Here is a 14,733-nt window from a genome sequence, read left to right as displayed (position 1 = left end):
GCCGCTCGCGGATTTCCAACAAAATGTCAAGGAAAGCGGGTGGCGACACGACGAAAGTCGCACATCACCCCTGCCGTCTTGTCTATTGCTTGAGCTTCAGCGTCTTGAAGTCATCGATTTCGCAGCGCGCGCCGGACCGCATGCGAATCGCGTCGCGGTCGCGACATATCAGACCGTCACCGCTCGGTCGCAGGTAGAATCCCGGATAATAGTCGAGCGGTTTGCAGTCGCCATCAAGCTTCGCGCGCAACCGCGTGCCGTCCTGCATGACGAGATCGACCGAGCCCGGCTGGCCGAGAAAGGCGCCCGCTATCTCCGCGACGGCGACGCATTTGGGTCCCTTGCGCTCTTTCCACTCGCGCGGCTTCGACAAGGGCGCGCTACCGACGGGTTGGGCCGATCGCCTGAACATGCGGGGGACGCGGATGATGATCCGCTCGTGGATCGAGACCTGCGTGATCTCGACGCGCGCGCGCGTCGGCGCGGCGGGGTTCGCCACGGCCGCGAGGGGGGCGGTGAGGGCGAGGAGGGAGGCGGGAAGCGCAGGGTGAATCATGATGTCGCTAAGCAGCGTTAACCGCGATCGTTGAACGGGAGGTGAATTGCGCTTAGCGGCGCAGTCATGACGCCCGAACAGACACAGATGCTCGATGCGCTTGCCCCGCAGCTCGAGCGCAAGTCCATCGTCACCGATGCCGCCGATATCGCCCCCTGGCTGAACGACTGGCGCGGCCGGTTCCATGGTGCAGCCCCGCTGATGCTCGCTCCGTCGTCGGTTGCCGAGGTATCGGCGATCGCCCAGGCCGCGCTGGCGTTCCGCGTCCCGCTGGTACCGCAGGGCGGCAACACGTCGATGGTCGGCGGGGCGACGCCGCCCGCCGATGGCCGTGCCGCCCTGCTGTCCCTGCGCCGTCTCAACCGCATCCGGTCGATCGATGCCGAGGCAGGCCTCGCGGTGGTGGAGGCAGGCGCTATTCTCGCCGATCTCGACGACGCCGCACAGGCGGCCGGCCAGCGCTTCCCGCTGACGCTCGGCGCACGCGGCAGCGCGACGATCGGCGGCCTGGTCTCGACCAATGCCGGCGGCACGCAGGTGCTGCGGTTCGGGACGATGCGCGGGCTGGTCGCAGGGGTCGAGGCGGTGCTGCTCGACGGCAGCGTCCATGACGGCCTGTCTGCGCTGAAGAAGGACAATCGCGGCTACGACATCGATCAGCTGCTCGTCGGATCCGAGGGAACGCTGGCGATCGTCACCGCAGCCACATTGCGGCTGGTGCCAGCCGTGGCCGCACGCGCGGTCGCCTGGGTCGGGGTCTCCGGACCCGACAGCGCGCTCCGGCTGCTCCGCCGCTTGCAGGCGGCGACCGACCGTGTCGAAAGCTTCGAGATCCTGCCGCGTGAAACGCTAGCGGCAGCGGTCGCGCATCTCCCCGGAACGCGTGCGCCGCTCGACGGCGACCATGCCTGGCATGTCCTGATCGAGGCAACCGCACCGTCCATGGACGGCGAAACCCCCGCGGCGCTGCTCGAACGGCTGCTGGGCGCCGCGCTGGAGGCAGGGCAGGCTGAGGATGCCGTGATCGCCGCCAGCGAGGCGCAGGCCGCGGCATTCTGGCGGATCCGTGATTCCCTGTCCGCGGCCGAACGTGCGCTCGGCCCCGCCACCCAGCATGACATCTCGGTCCCGGTCGAGACGATGCCGCGCTTCATGATCGATGCCGCTCGGGCCTGCGAGGCGCGGTTTCCCGGTACGCATGCCAGCGGGTTCGGCCATCTGGGCGACGGCAATGTCCATTTTCACGTCCGCGCCCCGCAGGGCACCGATCCCGCGCGCTGGTATGCCGAGGATGCGCCGGTCGTGACGCGCTTCGTCGACGATCTGGTCGTCGCGGCCGGAGGATCGATCTCCGCGGAGCACGGGATCGGCCAGATGAAGATCGGCGAGCTGGAGCGGTTGTCGTCGCCGGCACGGCTGACGATCCTGCGCGCGGTGAAGACCGCATTCGATCCGCACGGGCTGCTGAACCCCGGCAAGCTCGTCACGCTTGCACGGGCAGGCGTCACGCCATAGAGCCTCGCGCCAATCGCCGGCGTCCTGCCGCCCAGATCCTCTGACGAAACACTGGAGATACATGATGGCCAGCGCACCGCAGCTTCCGCTCTTCTACAACGGCCTAGAGCCGCTTTCGAGCGACACGCACGCCGATTACAAGGTCCGCCCGCAGGCGAGCGCGCCGTTCCTCGTCGGCCAGCATGCGATCCCGATCACCGTCGACGAATTCCCGCTGGTGCAGCGTCACATGCCGATCGTCTTCTCGGTCGGCGACGATGCGATCCCGCTGGCGCTGATGGGCCTCAACGAGGGCGTCAACGTCTTCATCGGCGACGACGGCAAGCTGACCGAGAACACCTTCTACGTTCCCGCCTATATCCGCCGCTATCCGTACATGCTCGCGCGGCTGCATCCCGATGCGCAGGAGCTGTCGCTCTGCTTCGATCCGACGTCGGATGCGCTCGGTGCGTTCGACGAGGGCGACGCGCTGTTCGCGGATGGCGCGCCGACCGAGGTTACCAAGTCGATCCTGGCGTTCAACGAATCGTTCGAACAGGCCGGCGCGCGCACGCAGAACTTCATGAAGGAGCTGCGCGAACTCGGCTTGCTGATGGACGGCGAAGTCTCGATCCAGCCCGACGGTGCCGAGCAGCCCTTCGTCTATCGCGGATTCCAGATGGTCAACGAGGAAAAGCTGATCGACCTGCGCGGCGATGCGCTGCGCAAGATCAGCAAATCGGGCATGCTGCCGCTGCTGTACGCCCACCTGTTCTCGCTCGCGCTGATGCGCGACATCTTCGCGCGCCAGGTTCAGCTCGGCAAGACGCCGCTGCCGCAGCTCGGCGGCTGATCCGCCCGCGCCGACCGATCGCAGTGCGGTCGGTCGGCGCAGCGGATACGGCTCGCTCGCGCGGGAATCCCGGGCTGCGATCGTTGCGGCGCAGAATTTTTCGCGTCGGGGTTGAACCAAAATCCCGCTCGCCCATTTTAGACCTGTACGGCACCGTGTCCCCCCCTTTCGCGGCGTCGTACGGCACGCTTCCAGCGTGCCTCCTCCCTGAACCTTGGCCACCTCGTGCTTCGTGCACGGGGTGGTTTTTTTATGTGCCAGGCTGGGGTCCTGCTGCGGGGAATTGGTGTCGTTAACGCTGGCCCTTATTCGGCCGCTGCGGCCCGGGTGGTGGCCGATGCGCCCATGGCCCGCGCCTCGTTCGTCAAGGTCGTGAGAAGGGCCTTGAGCAGCCGCACCGTCGCATCCACGCCGGTGCCCAGCCCGTCAAACTGGCGATCCAGATAGAGCGATCGATCAAATTCGAGCTGGATCGCGTGGATCCCCGCAGCGGGACGTGCGTGCCGTTCGAGGATATGCCCTCCGGCATAGGGCGCGTTGCGGGCGCAGGGCAGGCCGGTGTCCGCGATCTCGGTCTCGAGCCGGGTGAGAAAGCGAGGATCGGCGCTGCGGCCGAAACGGTCCCCCAGGACGATCCGGGGCGGGCTGCCGCCCGGTACGCCCGCCGCCGACAGCGGCGGCATCGAATGGACGTCGAGGAGGATCGCGATCCCGAACCGCGCCTGCGCTGCGGCCAACGCGTCGTGCACCGCGTCATGATAGGGGCGGTGGTCGTTGGCGATCCGGCTGGAGATGTCCGCGTCGGTAAACCGGCGCCGCCAGAGGTCTGGCGCGGCGGCCGCCCGACGCGGGACCAGGCCGAGGCCGCTTCGCAGCTTGGCGGAGGGTTGAGGCTGCGCCATCGGGTTCGCCCCCTCGTCCACGCGCGGATCACGTTCGGCCTCGCTGCGGTTCAGGTCGATCCAGGCGCGCGCCCGGGTCTGCACGATCATCGTCTCGACCGTCCGTGCCCGGGTGGCAACGATGTCGATATGACGGTCCTCGAGCGCCACGACGGTGTCGAACGGGACGCGTAACGCCTCGCGCAAGGCGGGCGGATAGTCGCGCCCGGCATGCGGTACCGACATCACCACCGGGCTGGCAGGCGGCAGGTCGCCGAAGCGCGTGAACGAAGGAGACTGCATGCGGAAAAGCGTAGGGCGCATTGCATGAACGGGCAAACGATCTGGAAATCTTAACTGCTTATGGAGTAACGGACCGCTAAATCACGGGAATATATCGATGTTGCGAATCCTGCTGGCCGAGGATGATCAGGTCATGCGCGAATATCTTACCCGCGCCTTGCAGCGATCGGGGTATGCAGTGACCGCGGTCGACCGTGGCACCGCGGCGATTCCGCTGCTCGAGACCGAGACGTTCGACCTGCTGCTGACCGATATCGTGATGCCCGAGATGGACGGCATCGAGCTGGCACAGCGTGCCGGCGAGCTCTGCAAGAATCTTCGCGTCATGTTCATCACCGGCTTTGCGGCGGTCACGCTGAAGGCGGGCAAGACGATGCCGCAGGCGCGCGTGCTGTCCAAACCCTTCCATCTCCGCGACCTGGTGGCCGAGGTCGATCGGCTGTTCGAGATGGATAATGCAACAAGCTTCAATTGAGCGCTTGCGCCCCGCGATAAGCGCGGCTAGTGGAGCGCTCCGGCGGGCGTGTAGCTCAGTGGTAGAGCACTGTGTTGACATCGCAGGGGTCGCAAGTTCAATCCTTGCCACGCCCACCATGGAATTGACCCTACCCGGTCTTTCTCGTCTTTGCAGACAGAAAGCCGGGTAGGGATAATTCGAAGCAGAGGATGTCCTCAGGGACTTCCGGGCTTCCCAAACCCCATCATGTCATTTCTGAATCTTCGTGAGCACGGCCCTTCAAGGGGGCCGGACTCGGGAGCGCGGATCAGTGCGCTCCCGCGGGATCAGAAGCCCAGCCGCGCGCGGGCGACGATCCGGTCGCCGCTGTGTCGCGCATCCGCAAACGGGCCGGTCGCATCGGCGCGTGCGATGTCGGTGCCGATATAATCGACCCCGAGCGTCAGCGGCCCCTGCTGGCGTTCGACGCCAAACCGCCAATCGGTATAGCTGCCACCGGGACGCAGCCGCTGTATGCGCAGCGGATCCGTCGTGGTGCCCGAGGAGTGCCCGATACCTGCCAGCAGCGTGTAGGGCGTCCCGGGGATCCCGGCATCGGCATTCGCATAAAGATAGACGTTGCTGCCCCCCAGCGCATCCTGCGACGGGGCGAATTCGATCCCGCCGACCAGACGGGCCGGACCATAGCTGTACCGCGCGGACGCGCCGATCTCGGCATAGTCCATCCCGGTGCGCGCGCCGGCGAACAGATGCCCGGTCGCGGACGTCCGGAGCGTGACTGCGCCCAGATCCCACCCGGTTGCCAGCATGACGTCGACGACCGCGTCGGCGCCCGCGTGGCGGTCGGCGTTGCGGAGCGTCGTCACGCGCGCTGTCGCGTCGATCCTGCCGAGCGAGGCCGCCGCATCCGCGGACAGTACCGCGCGGCCCTCGCTCCAACTGAGCCCGCGGCGTGCCTCGTCGGTGGCGACCTCGATCCCGCCGGAGGGCGCGACCTGTGCCCGCACGGACGTTGGGAGAAAGGCTGCCGTGCTGCACAGGGTCAGCGCGAGTGTATGCGTGAAGGGGCGCGTCATCCTGCGGCCAACGCTCCGTGGATCTGATCGAGTTCGGCGCGGAGTACGTCATGGTCTTCCTGTGCCATCGCGGTCACGTCCTGATGCAGGTCGCGCGTCTTCGCGGCGACCTCGCGCGCGATCGCGGCGCGGCTGCTGCTGCACCATCCCGGCTGGTGGCCCGCCGCGACGCCATCGCGCGCGAAGTTGCGCGTCATCAACGTGCCAGAAGACGCCTTGGCGTGCCGGTCGACGATCATGTTGGCGGTCCAGGCACAACGCAGCGTCGAGGATTGCCCCGCGGGTGCGACCGCGCCGATCTGGCGGTGTTCGATGACGACCGCGCCGCGATAACGGACCTCCACGGGGCCGCTGTGATGATCGACTCGCGTCGTGTGTTCGATGGTCGGTGCGGCCATGGCGGCGGCGGTCGCGAGCGCGAGGCCGGCGAGCAACATATGGGTCATGTTCGTCTCCTTTCGGGTCCCGGCTTATGCTGGCCGGTGACGCTTCCAAGTCTGGGCACGGTCGATTGACCATGCCCTTTGAACGCGCGCGTCTGGCGGTTCGTTGCGCCGGTACCGCGTCGGGCCGGGGGTGCGACGTCCTGCGTGCGGCAATTCGGGGCAGCGCGCCACGGCGGCGCGGTGGTGTTGACACACCATTTACCGCGGGTATGGCAGGGCGCTCAGAGCGTCGGTTGCAGCGACTTTGGATGATCCGGTATGGTCCGCGCCCGTGCGCGGCGACGCCGGCCCCGGTCCACTGGCGCACGCCGCATGCCGTTTACAGGAACGATCACCATGACCGACGATCCGATCATCATCGCCAGCTATGCCCGCACCCCGATGGGTGGATTCCAGGGGGCCCTGTCAGGGGTTACCGCGACCGAACTCGGCGCGACCGCGGTCAAGGCGGCGGTCGAGCGCGCACGGGTCGACCCGGCGGTGATCGACCGTATCTATATGGGCTGCGTCCTGCCTGCCGGGCTGGGCCAGGCGCCTGCACGCCAGGCGGCGCTCGGCGCGGGGCTGCCCAATTCGGTCGAGGCCACGACGATCAACAAGATGTGCGGATCCGGAATGCAGGCCGCGATCATGGGGTTCGAGGCGCTTGCCGCCGGGACCGTCGACGTGGTCGTTGCGGGCGGAATGGAAAGCATGACGAATGCGCCCTTCCTGCTCGCCAAGCATCGCGGCGGCGCGCGGATCGGCCATGACGTCGTATCTGATTCGATGATGCTGGACGGTCTCGAGGATGCCTATGAGAAGGGCAAGCCGATGGGCGCCTTCGCCGAGGACACGGCCGGCGCCTATCAGTTCACACGGGCGGACCAGGACGCGTTCGCGCTTGAAAGCCTGGCGCGGGCGAGCGCAGCGGTCACCGGGGGGCATTTCCGCGACGAGGTCGTGCCGGTGACGGTCAAGACGCGCGGCGGTGACGTCGCGGTCGTCGAGGACGAGCAACCGGGCAAGGCAAAGCCCGAGAAGATCCCGGGCCTGCGCCCCGCCTTTGCCAAGGACGGGACGATCACCGCGGCGACCTCGGCGTCCATCTCGGACGGTGCTGCGGCACTGGTCCTGACGCGTGCGAGCGTCGCCGCGCGGCTGGGGCTGGCGCAGGAGGCGCGGATCGTCGCGACCGCCGCGCATGCGCACGCCCCCGCGCAGTTCACGACCGCACCCGTCTCGGCGATCCGCAAGGTGCTCGACCGCGCGGGCTGGTCGGTCGGGGACGTCGATCTGTTCGAGGTGAACGAGGCGTTCGCGACGGTGGCGATGATCGCGATGCGCGACCTCGCAATCCCGCGCGACCGGTTGAACGTCAATGGCGGCGCCACCGCGCTCGGCCATCCGATCGGTGCAAGCGGCGCGCGGATCATCGCCACGCTGGTCGCCGCACTCAAGGCGCGGGGTCTGCGCAAGGGCGTGGCGGCGTTGTGCATCGGTGGCGGCGAGGCGACGGCGGTCGCGGTCGAACTGGTCTGACGCAGCCCGGCGGGGGCGGGGCAGTGCATGCGTGCCCCCGCCTTTGCCTTGGTGTCAGGTCTTTGGCGAAAGAGGCTTTTCGCCGGCGGTGCAATGCTGGCATGAGCCCGCGATGACCATTATCGCGCGATCGCGTTGCCTGTCCGCCGCCCTTCTCCTTCCGCTCGCGCTCCCGACGCCGGGCATCGCGCAGAACGTCGCCCCATCGCCCGTCATTGAGACGCCGCCGGTGATCGTCGTCACCGGGCGCGGCCTGGCGGATGCACCCGGCGACCGGGTCTATGACATCGTCACGATCGAGCGCGACCGTATCCAGTCGAGCGCCAGCAATCGGCTGGAAACCGTGCTCGCCGATGTCGCGGGCCTGCAGCAGTTCCGCCGCTCGGATTCGCGCAGCGCCAATCCGACCAGCCAGGGCATTTCGCTGCGCGGCATCGGCGGCAATGCGTCAAGCCGCGCGCTGCTGCTGTTCGACGGCGTCCCGCAGGCCGACCCGTTCGGCGGCTGGGTCGCGTTTCCCGCCTATGCGACGGGCCGGCTGGGCCGGATCCGCGTCACGCGTGGTGGCGGCAGCGGCTATCAGGGGCCGGGCGCGCTGGCGGGCACCGTCGAGCTCGAAAGCGCCAGGCCCGACCAGCTGACCCCGTTCCAGGCGGGCATCGCCTATGGCAGCCGCGATTCGGTCGACGCGCAGGCCTCCGCGGCGCTGGTCCGCGACAGCGGTTTCGCAGTCGTATCGGGGGCCTATGCGCGCGGCGACGGCTTCACGCCGACGGTCGCGGGGTCGCGCGGCGCGGTCGATCGCCCGGCGCCGTATGAACAGGCGTCGGGCGCCGTGCGCACGGTGATCGCCGTCGACGCGACCACCGAGCTGCAGCTGAACGCGAGCGCCTTCACCGACACGCGCGACCGCGGCAGCGATTTCACCGCCAATCGCAGCGAGGGCGCGGATGCCAGCCTGCGACTGGTCGGGCGGGGACGCTGGGGCTATTCGCTGCTCGGTTATCTTCAGACCCGCGCCTTTGCCTCGAGCTTCGGCAGCATCAACGCGGCACGCAGCACGACCACCCAGTCGCTCGACCAGTATAATACGCCCGCGACGGGGCTCGGTGCGCGGTTCGAACTCCTGCCGCCGCTTGGTGAGGCGATCACGCTGCGGCTTGGTGCGGACATTCGCGACGTGAGCGGCAAGACGCAGGAGCTGTTCTTTTTTGCCGGCGGCAATCCGACCCGGCGACGCGAGGCGGGCGGCAGCTCGACCACGTCGGGGCTGTTCGCGGACGGCAGCCTCGTCGCGGGCGATGTGACGTTCAGCCTTGGCGGGCGGATCGACCGCTGGACGATCGACCAGGGGTATCTGTCGGAACGACCGCTTGCCGGGGGGCTGCCGGTCACCGACCTGCGCTATGCCGATCGGGAGGGCACCGAAACGACGGGCCGCGCGGGGATCGCCTATCGTCCCGTCGACGCGGTTACGTTCCGCGTCGCGGGCTATCGCGGTTGGCGGCTGCCGACGCTCAACGAACTCTATCGCCCGTTCCGCGTCGGCAACGACACGACCGCGGCCAATGCGCTGCTGTCGCCAGAGCGGCTGACCGGGGTCGAGGGTGGGGTCACGCTGGCGCCCGCGCCGGGGGGCAGCATCGCCGCGACCTATTTCTACAACAGGCTGAAGGACGCGATCGCCAACGTCACGCTGTCGTCGACCGCCACCAGCGCGTCGCGCGTCCGCCGCAACCTCGACGCGATCCGCGCGCATGGGTTCGAGATCGATGCCGCGTATCGCCCCGGCCCGGTCGGCGTCCAGGCCTCGTGGTCGCACGTCAATTCGACCGTGGACGCCTCGGCCGCCGCGATCGCGCTCGACGGGCTGCGTCCGGCCCAGACGCCGCGCGACCAGGTATCGGCGACGATCGACTGGCGACGCGATGCCGCCGCCGCATCGCTGACGGTGCGCCATGTCGCGCGCCAGTTCGACGACGATCAGAACAGCCGCAGCCTCGATCCCGCGACCACGCTCGACGCCTATGCGGCCTATCCGATTACCCGCGCGCTGGTCGTCGAGGCGCGCGCGGAAAACCTGTTCGATGAAACGGTCGAGGCGGGGATCAGCAGCGGTACGATTGTCGAGCGTGCAACGCCGCGCACGCTCTGGATCGGGCTGCGCTACGCCATGCGGTAACGGACGGATCGGGGCCGGGCGAGGGCGGGGAGACGGGAAGGTCATCGACGATGCCGCGCGAGCGCTCTATCCCGCGCGGGTGATCGATATTCCCGCCCCGCTCCGCCTGCGCCTCGACGGCGACGCTCTTGTCCGCAACTGGCAGACGCTCGACCGCATGAGTGGCCGCGCCGCGTGTGGGGCGGCGGTCAAGGCGAACGGCTATGGTCTGGGCGCGGTCGAGGTCGCGCAGCGTCTCGCGGGGGCGGGGTGTCGCGACTTCTTCGTCTCCAACTGGCGCGAGGCGGTCGAGCTGGCACCGCTCGGCCTCGCGGTGTCCGTCCTGCACGGCGTCCGTGACGAAGACATGGCGGCTGCCCGCGCCGGGGTCGGGCGTCCGGTGCTGAACACGCCCGCACAGGTCGCGCGCTGGAAGGCCGGGGGCGGGGGCGCGTGCGACGTCATGGTCGACACGGGGATGAACCGCCTCGGCGTGTCCGCGCAGGATATCGCCGACGGACTGCTCGACGGACTGACGATCGAGACGCTGATGAGCCATCTCGCCTGCGCCGATGAGGACGCGGCGATGAACGCGCTGCAGCGCGATCGGTTCGCGGCGTTGCAGGGCATGACGGGCGCGCGGCGGATGAGTCTCGCCAATTCCGCAGGGATCGCGCTGGGGCACGATTATGCGTTTGATCTGACACGGCCGGGATTGGCGGTGTATGGCGGGGTGCCGCGAGGGGAACTGGGCGAAGTGATCACGCCGGTGGTTTATCCCGAGGCGGAGATCCTGCAGGTCCGGCGGGTGCGCGCAGGCGACGCGGTCGGGTATAATGCGACATGGACCGCGAAGGCCGACACCGATGTCGCGGTTGTCAATCTTGGATATGCCGACGGGTATTTCCGGGGATTTTCCAATTGCGGCACCGCATGGCATGGCCAGGACCGGCTCGCAGTGATCGGCCGGGTCTCGATGGATCTCGTCGCGATCGACGTGACCTCGGCGACTGCTAGCGAGGGGGACTGGATCGCCTTTGACCCAGCCTTGCCGGATGCGGCCGTCGTGTCGGGAATGTCGCAATATGAACTGCTGACCGCGATGGGCACCAGGTTCCAGCGCGTTTGGGACGCGCCGCGTATATCTGCGTGACGCCCCGCGCGGGCAAGGCGCGGCACTAGGTCACGGCAAGCACCGCATAGGTGTCCGCGGACCGGCGGGTTACAAAAAAAGGGGCGGTGGAAATCACCGCCCCCCAAGGGATAGCGTTTGTCGCGAAAATCGCGATCAGGTCAGAACTTCGCCTGGAACCCGGCGTAGAATTTGCGGCCCAGCGGCTCGAAGATCGCGGTGCCGGCGCCGATGCCCGTCGAGCCCAGTGGCGGGAGGCGGTCGGTCAGGTTGTCGATGCCGAAGTAGAAGTTCGTTTCGCGCGTGACGTTCACGCCGAACTTCACGTCCATGTAGAACACGTCGGGGTAGTAGGGGATGTCGAAATCGTCGAGGTTCTGCGGGACGCGGCCTTGGAACGACTGACGGTTCTCGGCGGCCCCGACCGACTGCTTCGTGATGTAACGCATCTGCAGGTTGCCGAAGACCGAGCCGAAATCAGCGCCAAGGTTCCAGTTGACCTGATCCTTGGGCGTTCCAACTTCGCCGACCGTCGTGTCAGCAAAGCCCGGCTGCGTCGGGTCGGTGAACGAGCTGTTGGTCAGCACGTGCGTGTAGATGATGTGGCTGTTCAGGCGAACATCGCCAAAGGTGTGCGTGTAGTTCAGGTCGACGTCGATACCGCGAACCTGCAGCTTTGCATAGTTGAGCAAGGTCTGCTGAAGGCTGCCCTCGACGATGCGATACTGCTCTTCACCGACAGCACCGGTCTGACCCGCGGGAACGCGAGTGAAGAGCGAGCAGAACTGGTTGCCGGTCGTTGGCGAATCGTAGCAGCTGTTGATGATGCCCTGCGCCGATGGCGCGGTGATCACATTGTTGACCTTGATGTTGTAGTAATCGACCGACAGCGTCAGGCCCGGGATAAACCTGGGCTGGAGCAGCACGCCATAGGTGTAGGAATCCGACTTTTCGACGTCGAGTTGCGGATTGCCGCCGCTGACAATCTCCAGCGTCTGTGCGTAGACATAGTCGTAGGTGGTCGGAATGCCCGCCGCGGCGCAATTGCCGGCCCGGAACTGCGTGCCCCCCGCGACGTTTCGCGCCGAGCACGGATCTGTGACGGTGGCGAAGTTCTGCGATTGCGGCGAGTAGAGATCGGACAGGTTGGGCGCACGGACCGAGCGAGAATAGTTTCCGCGGAAACGGATCCCATCGATCGGCGTATAGGTCGCGTTGCCGCTATATGCGTAAACCGTGCCCGCCGAGCCTTTGTAATCCGACACGCGGCCCGAACCGCTCAGTGTCAGCTCGCGGATGAGCGTGATGTCCTTCAACAGCGGTATGCGGATTTCGCCATACGCTTCCTTGACCTCGAACGAGGTCGGGTCGAACTTTCCGATCGCGTTGTAAAAGGTATAGCCTGACGAGACCAAGGGATCCTGCTCGTAGAAGGCCGTCTCGCGCCGGTATTCGCCGCCGACCGAGAAGCCGATGTCGCCGCCGGGCAGGCTGAACAGCTGGCTCAGATCGCCGGAGACGAAGCCGTTGATGTCAAGCTGCGTGATCTTGCCACTCGAGACCGTGTCCTGAAGGACGTAGTTCTTGGCCGCCTGCGAGATATTCCCGGTGCCGAACGGATTGAGCGGCTGGCAGGCGGCGATATCCGCCGCCTGGACGGCTGCGTTTCCGGCGATGTCGCCGCCGAAGGACGCATCGGCGCGCGCCTGACCCGTACCCGGCAGCTGCGATCCGCAGATGATCTGGCCGTTTGCCGGATTGGTGACGGCGTCGAGGGCAAGCACCATGCGCTGCTGGTTCAGATTGCCCATGACCTTCGTCTTTTCGCGGAACTCGCCATAGTTCCCCGCAAGCTCATAGTGCCAGTCGTCGTTGAACGTGCCCCGGACACCGCCGACAAGACGGTAGGTTTCGCGCCGCGCGGCTTCGGTGCGGACGCCCAGATCGGTGAGGTTCTTGCGCAGGATGAAGCGGAAGGACCCGTTGTTGATCGCGGTGATGTTCGCGGCCGTGAGCGGTGCGTTGGTGGTCGGATTGATACCGCTTGCGAGGATCTGCGCAGCGATGGTGTTGCGCGCATCGGCCGAAAGATAGGGGTTATCAAGTCGCGGCCGCTCGTAGAGAAGGTCCAGCGTTTGGCCGGTGAAGAAGGCCGGTCCCGAGCTCCCCTGTCCGACCGAATCGGTGCGCGAATACTTGGCCTCGATGAACGGGACGAAGGCGTCCGATACCTCGAAATGGCCGATGAGATTGGCCGAGTACCGGTTAAGTTCTGGCAGGATCTGAATCAGCTGCCCTTCACGGCGCGTGTCGCCATTGCCACCAATATAGGATCCCGCCGGAACCGCGCTGGCGCGGAAGGGGTTGGTCGCGCTGCCCGTGCCGGCCGTCGCGGCAAGACCGACGCGCGACCCCGTCTCCTGCGCGAGGGCGCCGGACGACTGGAACAGGAAGTTGCACGAGAAGGGGCGTCCGGCATTGTTGAACGTCGCCGTCGGCGTGTTGTCGCGCCCGCAAGCGCCGGTCGGGCTTGCAAAGGCGACCAGGCCGCCGGCCGAGATCGTTGCCGACCGGATATCGCGGAAGAACACCGAATCCGGAATGCCGTCAGAGTTCAGGCTCGTCTGACCGTTAGCGACACCAGCGGCGTCCGAATCGGTGGCGATGAAGCCGTTGGCCTGGCGCAGATAGTCGCGCTGCGACGCGTAGAGCGCATTCTGCCGCGAATATTCCAGATTGACCGCGAGGTTGCCGCGACCGTCGGCGAAATTCTTGCCCGCCAGGACGCTGCCGAAATAGGACCCGGCATCGCCACGCTCGCTGATCGCACCCTGGCCGCGGACCTGCAGACCCTCGTAATTGTCCTTCAGGATGAAGTTGACGACGCCGGCCAGCGCGTCCGATCCGTAGACGCCCGAATTGCCGCCCGTCACAAGATCGACGGACTGGATCAGGTCAGTCGGGATCGTGTTGGTGTCGACCGATACGGCGTTGTTGAGGATGTCGGACCCGACATGCCGGCGACCGTTGACGAGCACGAGCGTGCGCTGCGTTCCAAGGCCGCGCAGATCGAGCAGGTTGAGGCCGGCCGTGCCGAGGAAGCGGGTCGAGTTCGCCTGGCTATAGGTGCTCTGGAGCTGCGGCAGATCGTTCAGGACGTCGCCGATCGACGTCTTGGCGGTCGTCGTCAGTTCGACCGCACTGATCGTGCTCACGGGAACCGCGGATTCGCCGTTCGGGCTGGCGATGCGCGACCCGGTGACGAGGATTTCGTCGTTCGCAGGCTGTGACGCTTCGCGCTGGGGTGCTTCCGCAACAGGTGCGACCTGATCCGGTGCGGTTTGTGCCAGCGCAGTGCCGGGCAGTGCCGCAAGCGCGCCGACGATCGCCGTCGCGCCCAGAAAGCGAGAAAATTTCATAAAACCCCTTTGCGTTGGCATTTATGCCCTATTCGATGGCGAGAGGGTGACGCCATGCGATTGGCCGCGCAATTGGTTTATTGCTGCAGCATGAACGGAAGTCCGAGTTTTCACAAAACTGTAGCGTTCACGCAACAATTCGACACATCCCCTTCCATATTCCATGTTGTGAACTCGAAGAGGCGAGGTGGCGTTATCACCGCAGCGAGGCGATAGCGGCCGTGTCGTTGTCAACGAGGCTCACAGCTTCCGCCGTGCGATCGCAAACCACAGGGTTTAAACCAAAATACACCCAAGCGGCTTTGCGGAGGTTTTTAACAACAAACATAGATCATCAAGCGACATATTGTGACAAATATGTTGCATTCTTACAACGCGTGCGGCGCCAAATGACAATTTCGTCATGTAACGGTCGATCTTCGTCCGATGTCTCC

At 66.5% G+C, this 14,733-nt stretch carries 11 protein-coding genes and 1 tRNA gene; 7 read left to right on the top strand and 5 right to left on the bottom strand.

Annotated elements, in window-relative coordinates:
* Positions 1-82: 82 nt before the first annotated feature.
* The gene (locus SOM18_RS10695) at positions 83-556 is read right to left on the bottom strand and encodes a hypothetical protein (RefSeq protein ID WP_031439984.1); all 474 of its coding nucleotides are present in this window, start codon (positions 554-556) and stop codon (positions 83-85) included.
* Positions 557-622: 66 nt separating this feature from the next.
* Here SOM18_RS10695 and SOM18_RS10690 point away from each other — a divergent pair, with 66 nt between their 5' ends.
* On the top strand, positions 623-2,071 hold the full coding sequence (locus SOM18_RS10690) for an FAD-binding oxidoreductase (RefSeq protein ID WP_031439985.1): 1,449 nt from the start codon (positions 623-625) through the stop codon (positions 2,069-2,071).
* Positions 2,072-2,135: 64 nt separating this feature from the next.
* On the top strand, positions 2,136-2,903 hold the full coding sequence (locus SOM18_RS10685) for a SapC family protein (RefSeq protein ID WP_031439986.1): 768 nt from the start codon (positions 2,136-2,138) through the stop codon (positions 2,901-2,903).
* 305 nt (positions 2,904-3,208) lie between these two features.
* Here SOM18_RS10685 and SOM18_RS10680 read toward each other — a convergent pair whose 3' ends face one another.
* A complete protein-coding gene (locus SOM18_RS10680; RefSeq protein WP_031439987.1) occupies positions 3,209-4,087 on the bottom strand; it encodes an N-formylglutamate amidohydrolase in 879 nt (292 codons plus the stop codon).
* Positions 4,088-4,184: 97 nt separating this feature from the next.
* On the opposite strand from SOM18_RS10680, the gene cpdR reads away from it, so the two are divergent.
* Both cpdR and SOM18_RS10670 read left to right on the top strand, forming a co-directional pair.
* A complete protein-coding gene (gene cpdR, locus SOM18_RS10675; protein WP_031394969.1) occupies positions 4,185-4,562 on the top strand; it encodes a cell cycle two-component system response regulator CpdR in 378 nt (125 codons plus the stop codon).
* 44 nt (positions 4,563-4,606) lie between these two features.
* A tRNA-Val gene (locus SOM18_RS10670) sits at positions 4,607-4,681 on the top strand.
* A gap of 189 nt (positions 4,682-4,870) precedes the next feature.
* On the opposite strand, the gene SOM18_RS10665 is transcribed toward SOM18_RS10670, so the two are convergent.
* Positions 4,871-5,620, bottom strand: coding sequence for a TorF family putative porin (locus SOM18_RS10665; protein ID WP_042466742.1), 750 nt, complete (start codon positions 5,618-5,620; stop codon positions 4,871-4,873).
* Entirely contained in the window at positions 5,617-6,066 is a 450-nt protein-coding gene (locus SOM18_RS10660; RefSeq protein ID WP_235188315.1) for a hypothetical protein, read from the bottom strand. The genes SOM18_RS10665 and SOM18_RS10660 overlap by 4 nt, the downstream gene beginning before the upstream one ends.
* A gap of 336 nt (positions 6,067-6,402) precedes the next feature.
* On the opposite strand from SOM18_RS10660, the gene SOM18_RS10655 reads away from it, so the two are divergent.
* The 3 genes from SOM18_RS10655 (at position 6,403) to alr (ending at position 10,901) form a co-directional block, all read left to right on the top strand.
* Complete coding sequence (locus SOM18_RS10655; RefSeq protein WP_031439990.1) at positions 6,403-7,587, top strand: acetyl-CoA C-acyltransferase; 1,185 nt, start codon at positions 6,403-6,405, stop codon at positions 7,585-7,587.
* Positions 7,588-7,699: 112 nt separating this feature from the next.
* Positions 7,700-9,769 (top strand): TonB-dependent receptor, encoded by a 2,070-nt coding sequence (locus tag SOM18_RS10650; protein WP_042466743.1) that lies wholly within the window; start codon positions 7,700-7,702, stop codon positions 9,767-9,769.
* Positions 9,770-9,857: 88 nt separating this feature from the next.
* Positions 9,858-10,901 (top strand): alanine racemase, encoded by a 1,044-nt coding sequence (gene alr, locus SOM18_RS10645; RefSeq protein WP_320481742.1) that lies wholly within the window; start codon positions 9,858-9,860, stop codon positions 10,899-10,901.
* Positions 10,902-11,041: 140 nt separating this feature from the next.
* Here the strand turns inward: alr and SOM18_RS10640 are convergent, their stop codons facing one another.
* Entirely contained in the window at positions 11,042-14,299 is a 3,258-nt protein-coding gene (locus tag SOM18_RS10640; RefSeq protein WP_031439993.1) for a TonB-dependent receptor domain-containing protein, read from the bottom strand.
* Positions 14,300-14,733: the final 434 nt, after the last annotated feature.

It is taken from the genome of Sphingomonas sp. CFBP9019 (assembly GCF_034045155.1).
GTDB classification, from domain to species: Bacteria; Pseudomonadota; Alphaproteobacteria; order Sphingomonadales; family Sphingomonadaceae; genus Sphingomonas; species Sphingomonas aerolata.
Note: the sequence above shows the minus strand (reverse complement) of the source record. Positions and strands in the feature narration are given on the sequence as shown.

Bases quoted from the DNA above. Each gene is read 5' to 3' on its own strand.
- SOM18_RS10660 (WP_235188315.1), bottom strand. From the start codon at position 6,066: ATGACCCATATGTTGCTCGCCGGCCTCGCGCTCGCGACCGCCGCCGCC.
- SOM18_RS10665 (WP_042466742.1), bottom strand. From the start codon at position 5,620: ATGACGCGCCCCTTCACGCATACACTCGCGCTGACCCTGTGCAGCACG.
- SOM18_RS10695 (WP_031439984.1), bottom strand. From the start codon at position 556: ATGATTCACCCTGCGCTTCCCGCCTCCCTCCTCGCCCTCACCGCCCCC.
- SOM18_RS10690 (WP_031439985.1), top strand. From the start codon at position 623: ATGACGCCCGAACAGACACAGATGCTCGATGCGCTTGCCCCGCAGCTC.
- SOM18_RS10680 (WP_031439987.1), bottom strand. From the start codon at position 4,087: ATGCAGTCTCCTTCGTTCACGCGCTTCGGCGACCTGCCGCCTGCCAGC.
- SOM18_RS10640 (WP_031439993.1), bottom strand. From the start codon at position 14,299: ATGAAATTTTCTCGCTTTCTGGGCGCGACGGCGATCGTCGGCGCGCTT.
- SOM18_RS10685 (WP_031439986.1), top strand. From the start codon at position 2,136: ATGGCCAGCGCACCGCAGCTTCCGCTCTTCTACAACGGCCTAGAGCCG.
- SOM18_RS10650 (WP_042466743.1), top strand. From the start codon at position 7,700: ATGACCATTATCGCGCGATCGCGTTGCCTGTCCGCCGCCCTTCTCCTT.
- cpdR (WP_031394969.1), top strand. From the start codon at position 4,185: ATGTTGCGAATCCTGCTGGCCGAGGATGATCAGGTCATGCGCGAATAT.
- SOM18_RS10655 (WP_031439990.1), top strand. From the start codon at position 6,403: ATGACCGACGATCCGATCATCATCGCCAGCTATGCCCGCACCCCGATG.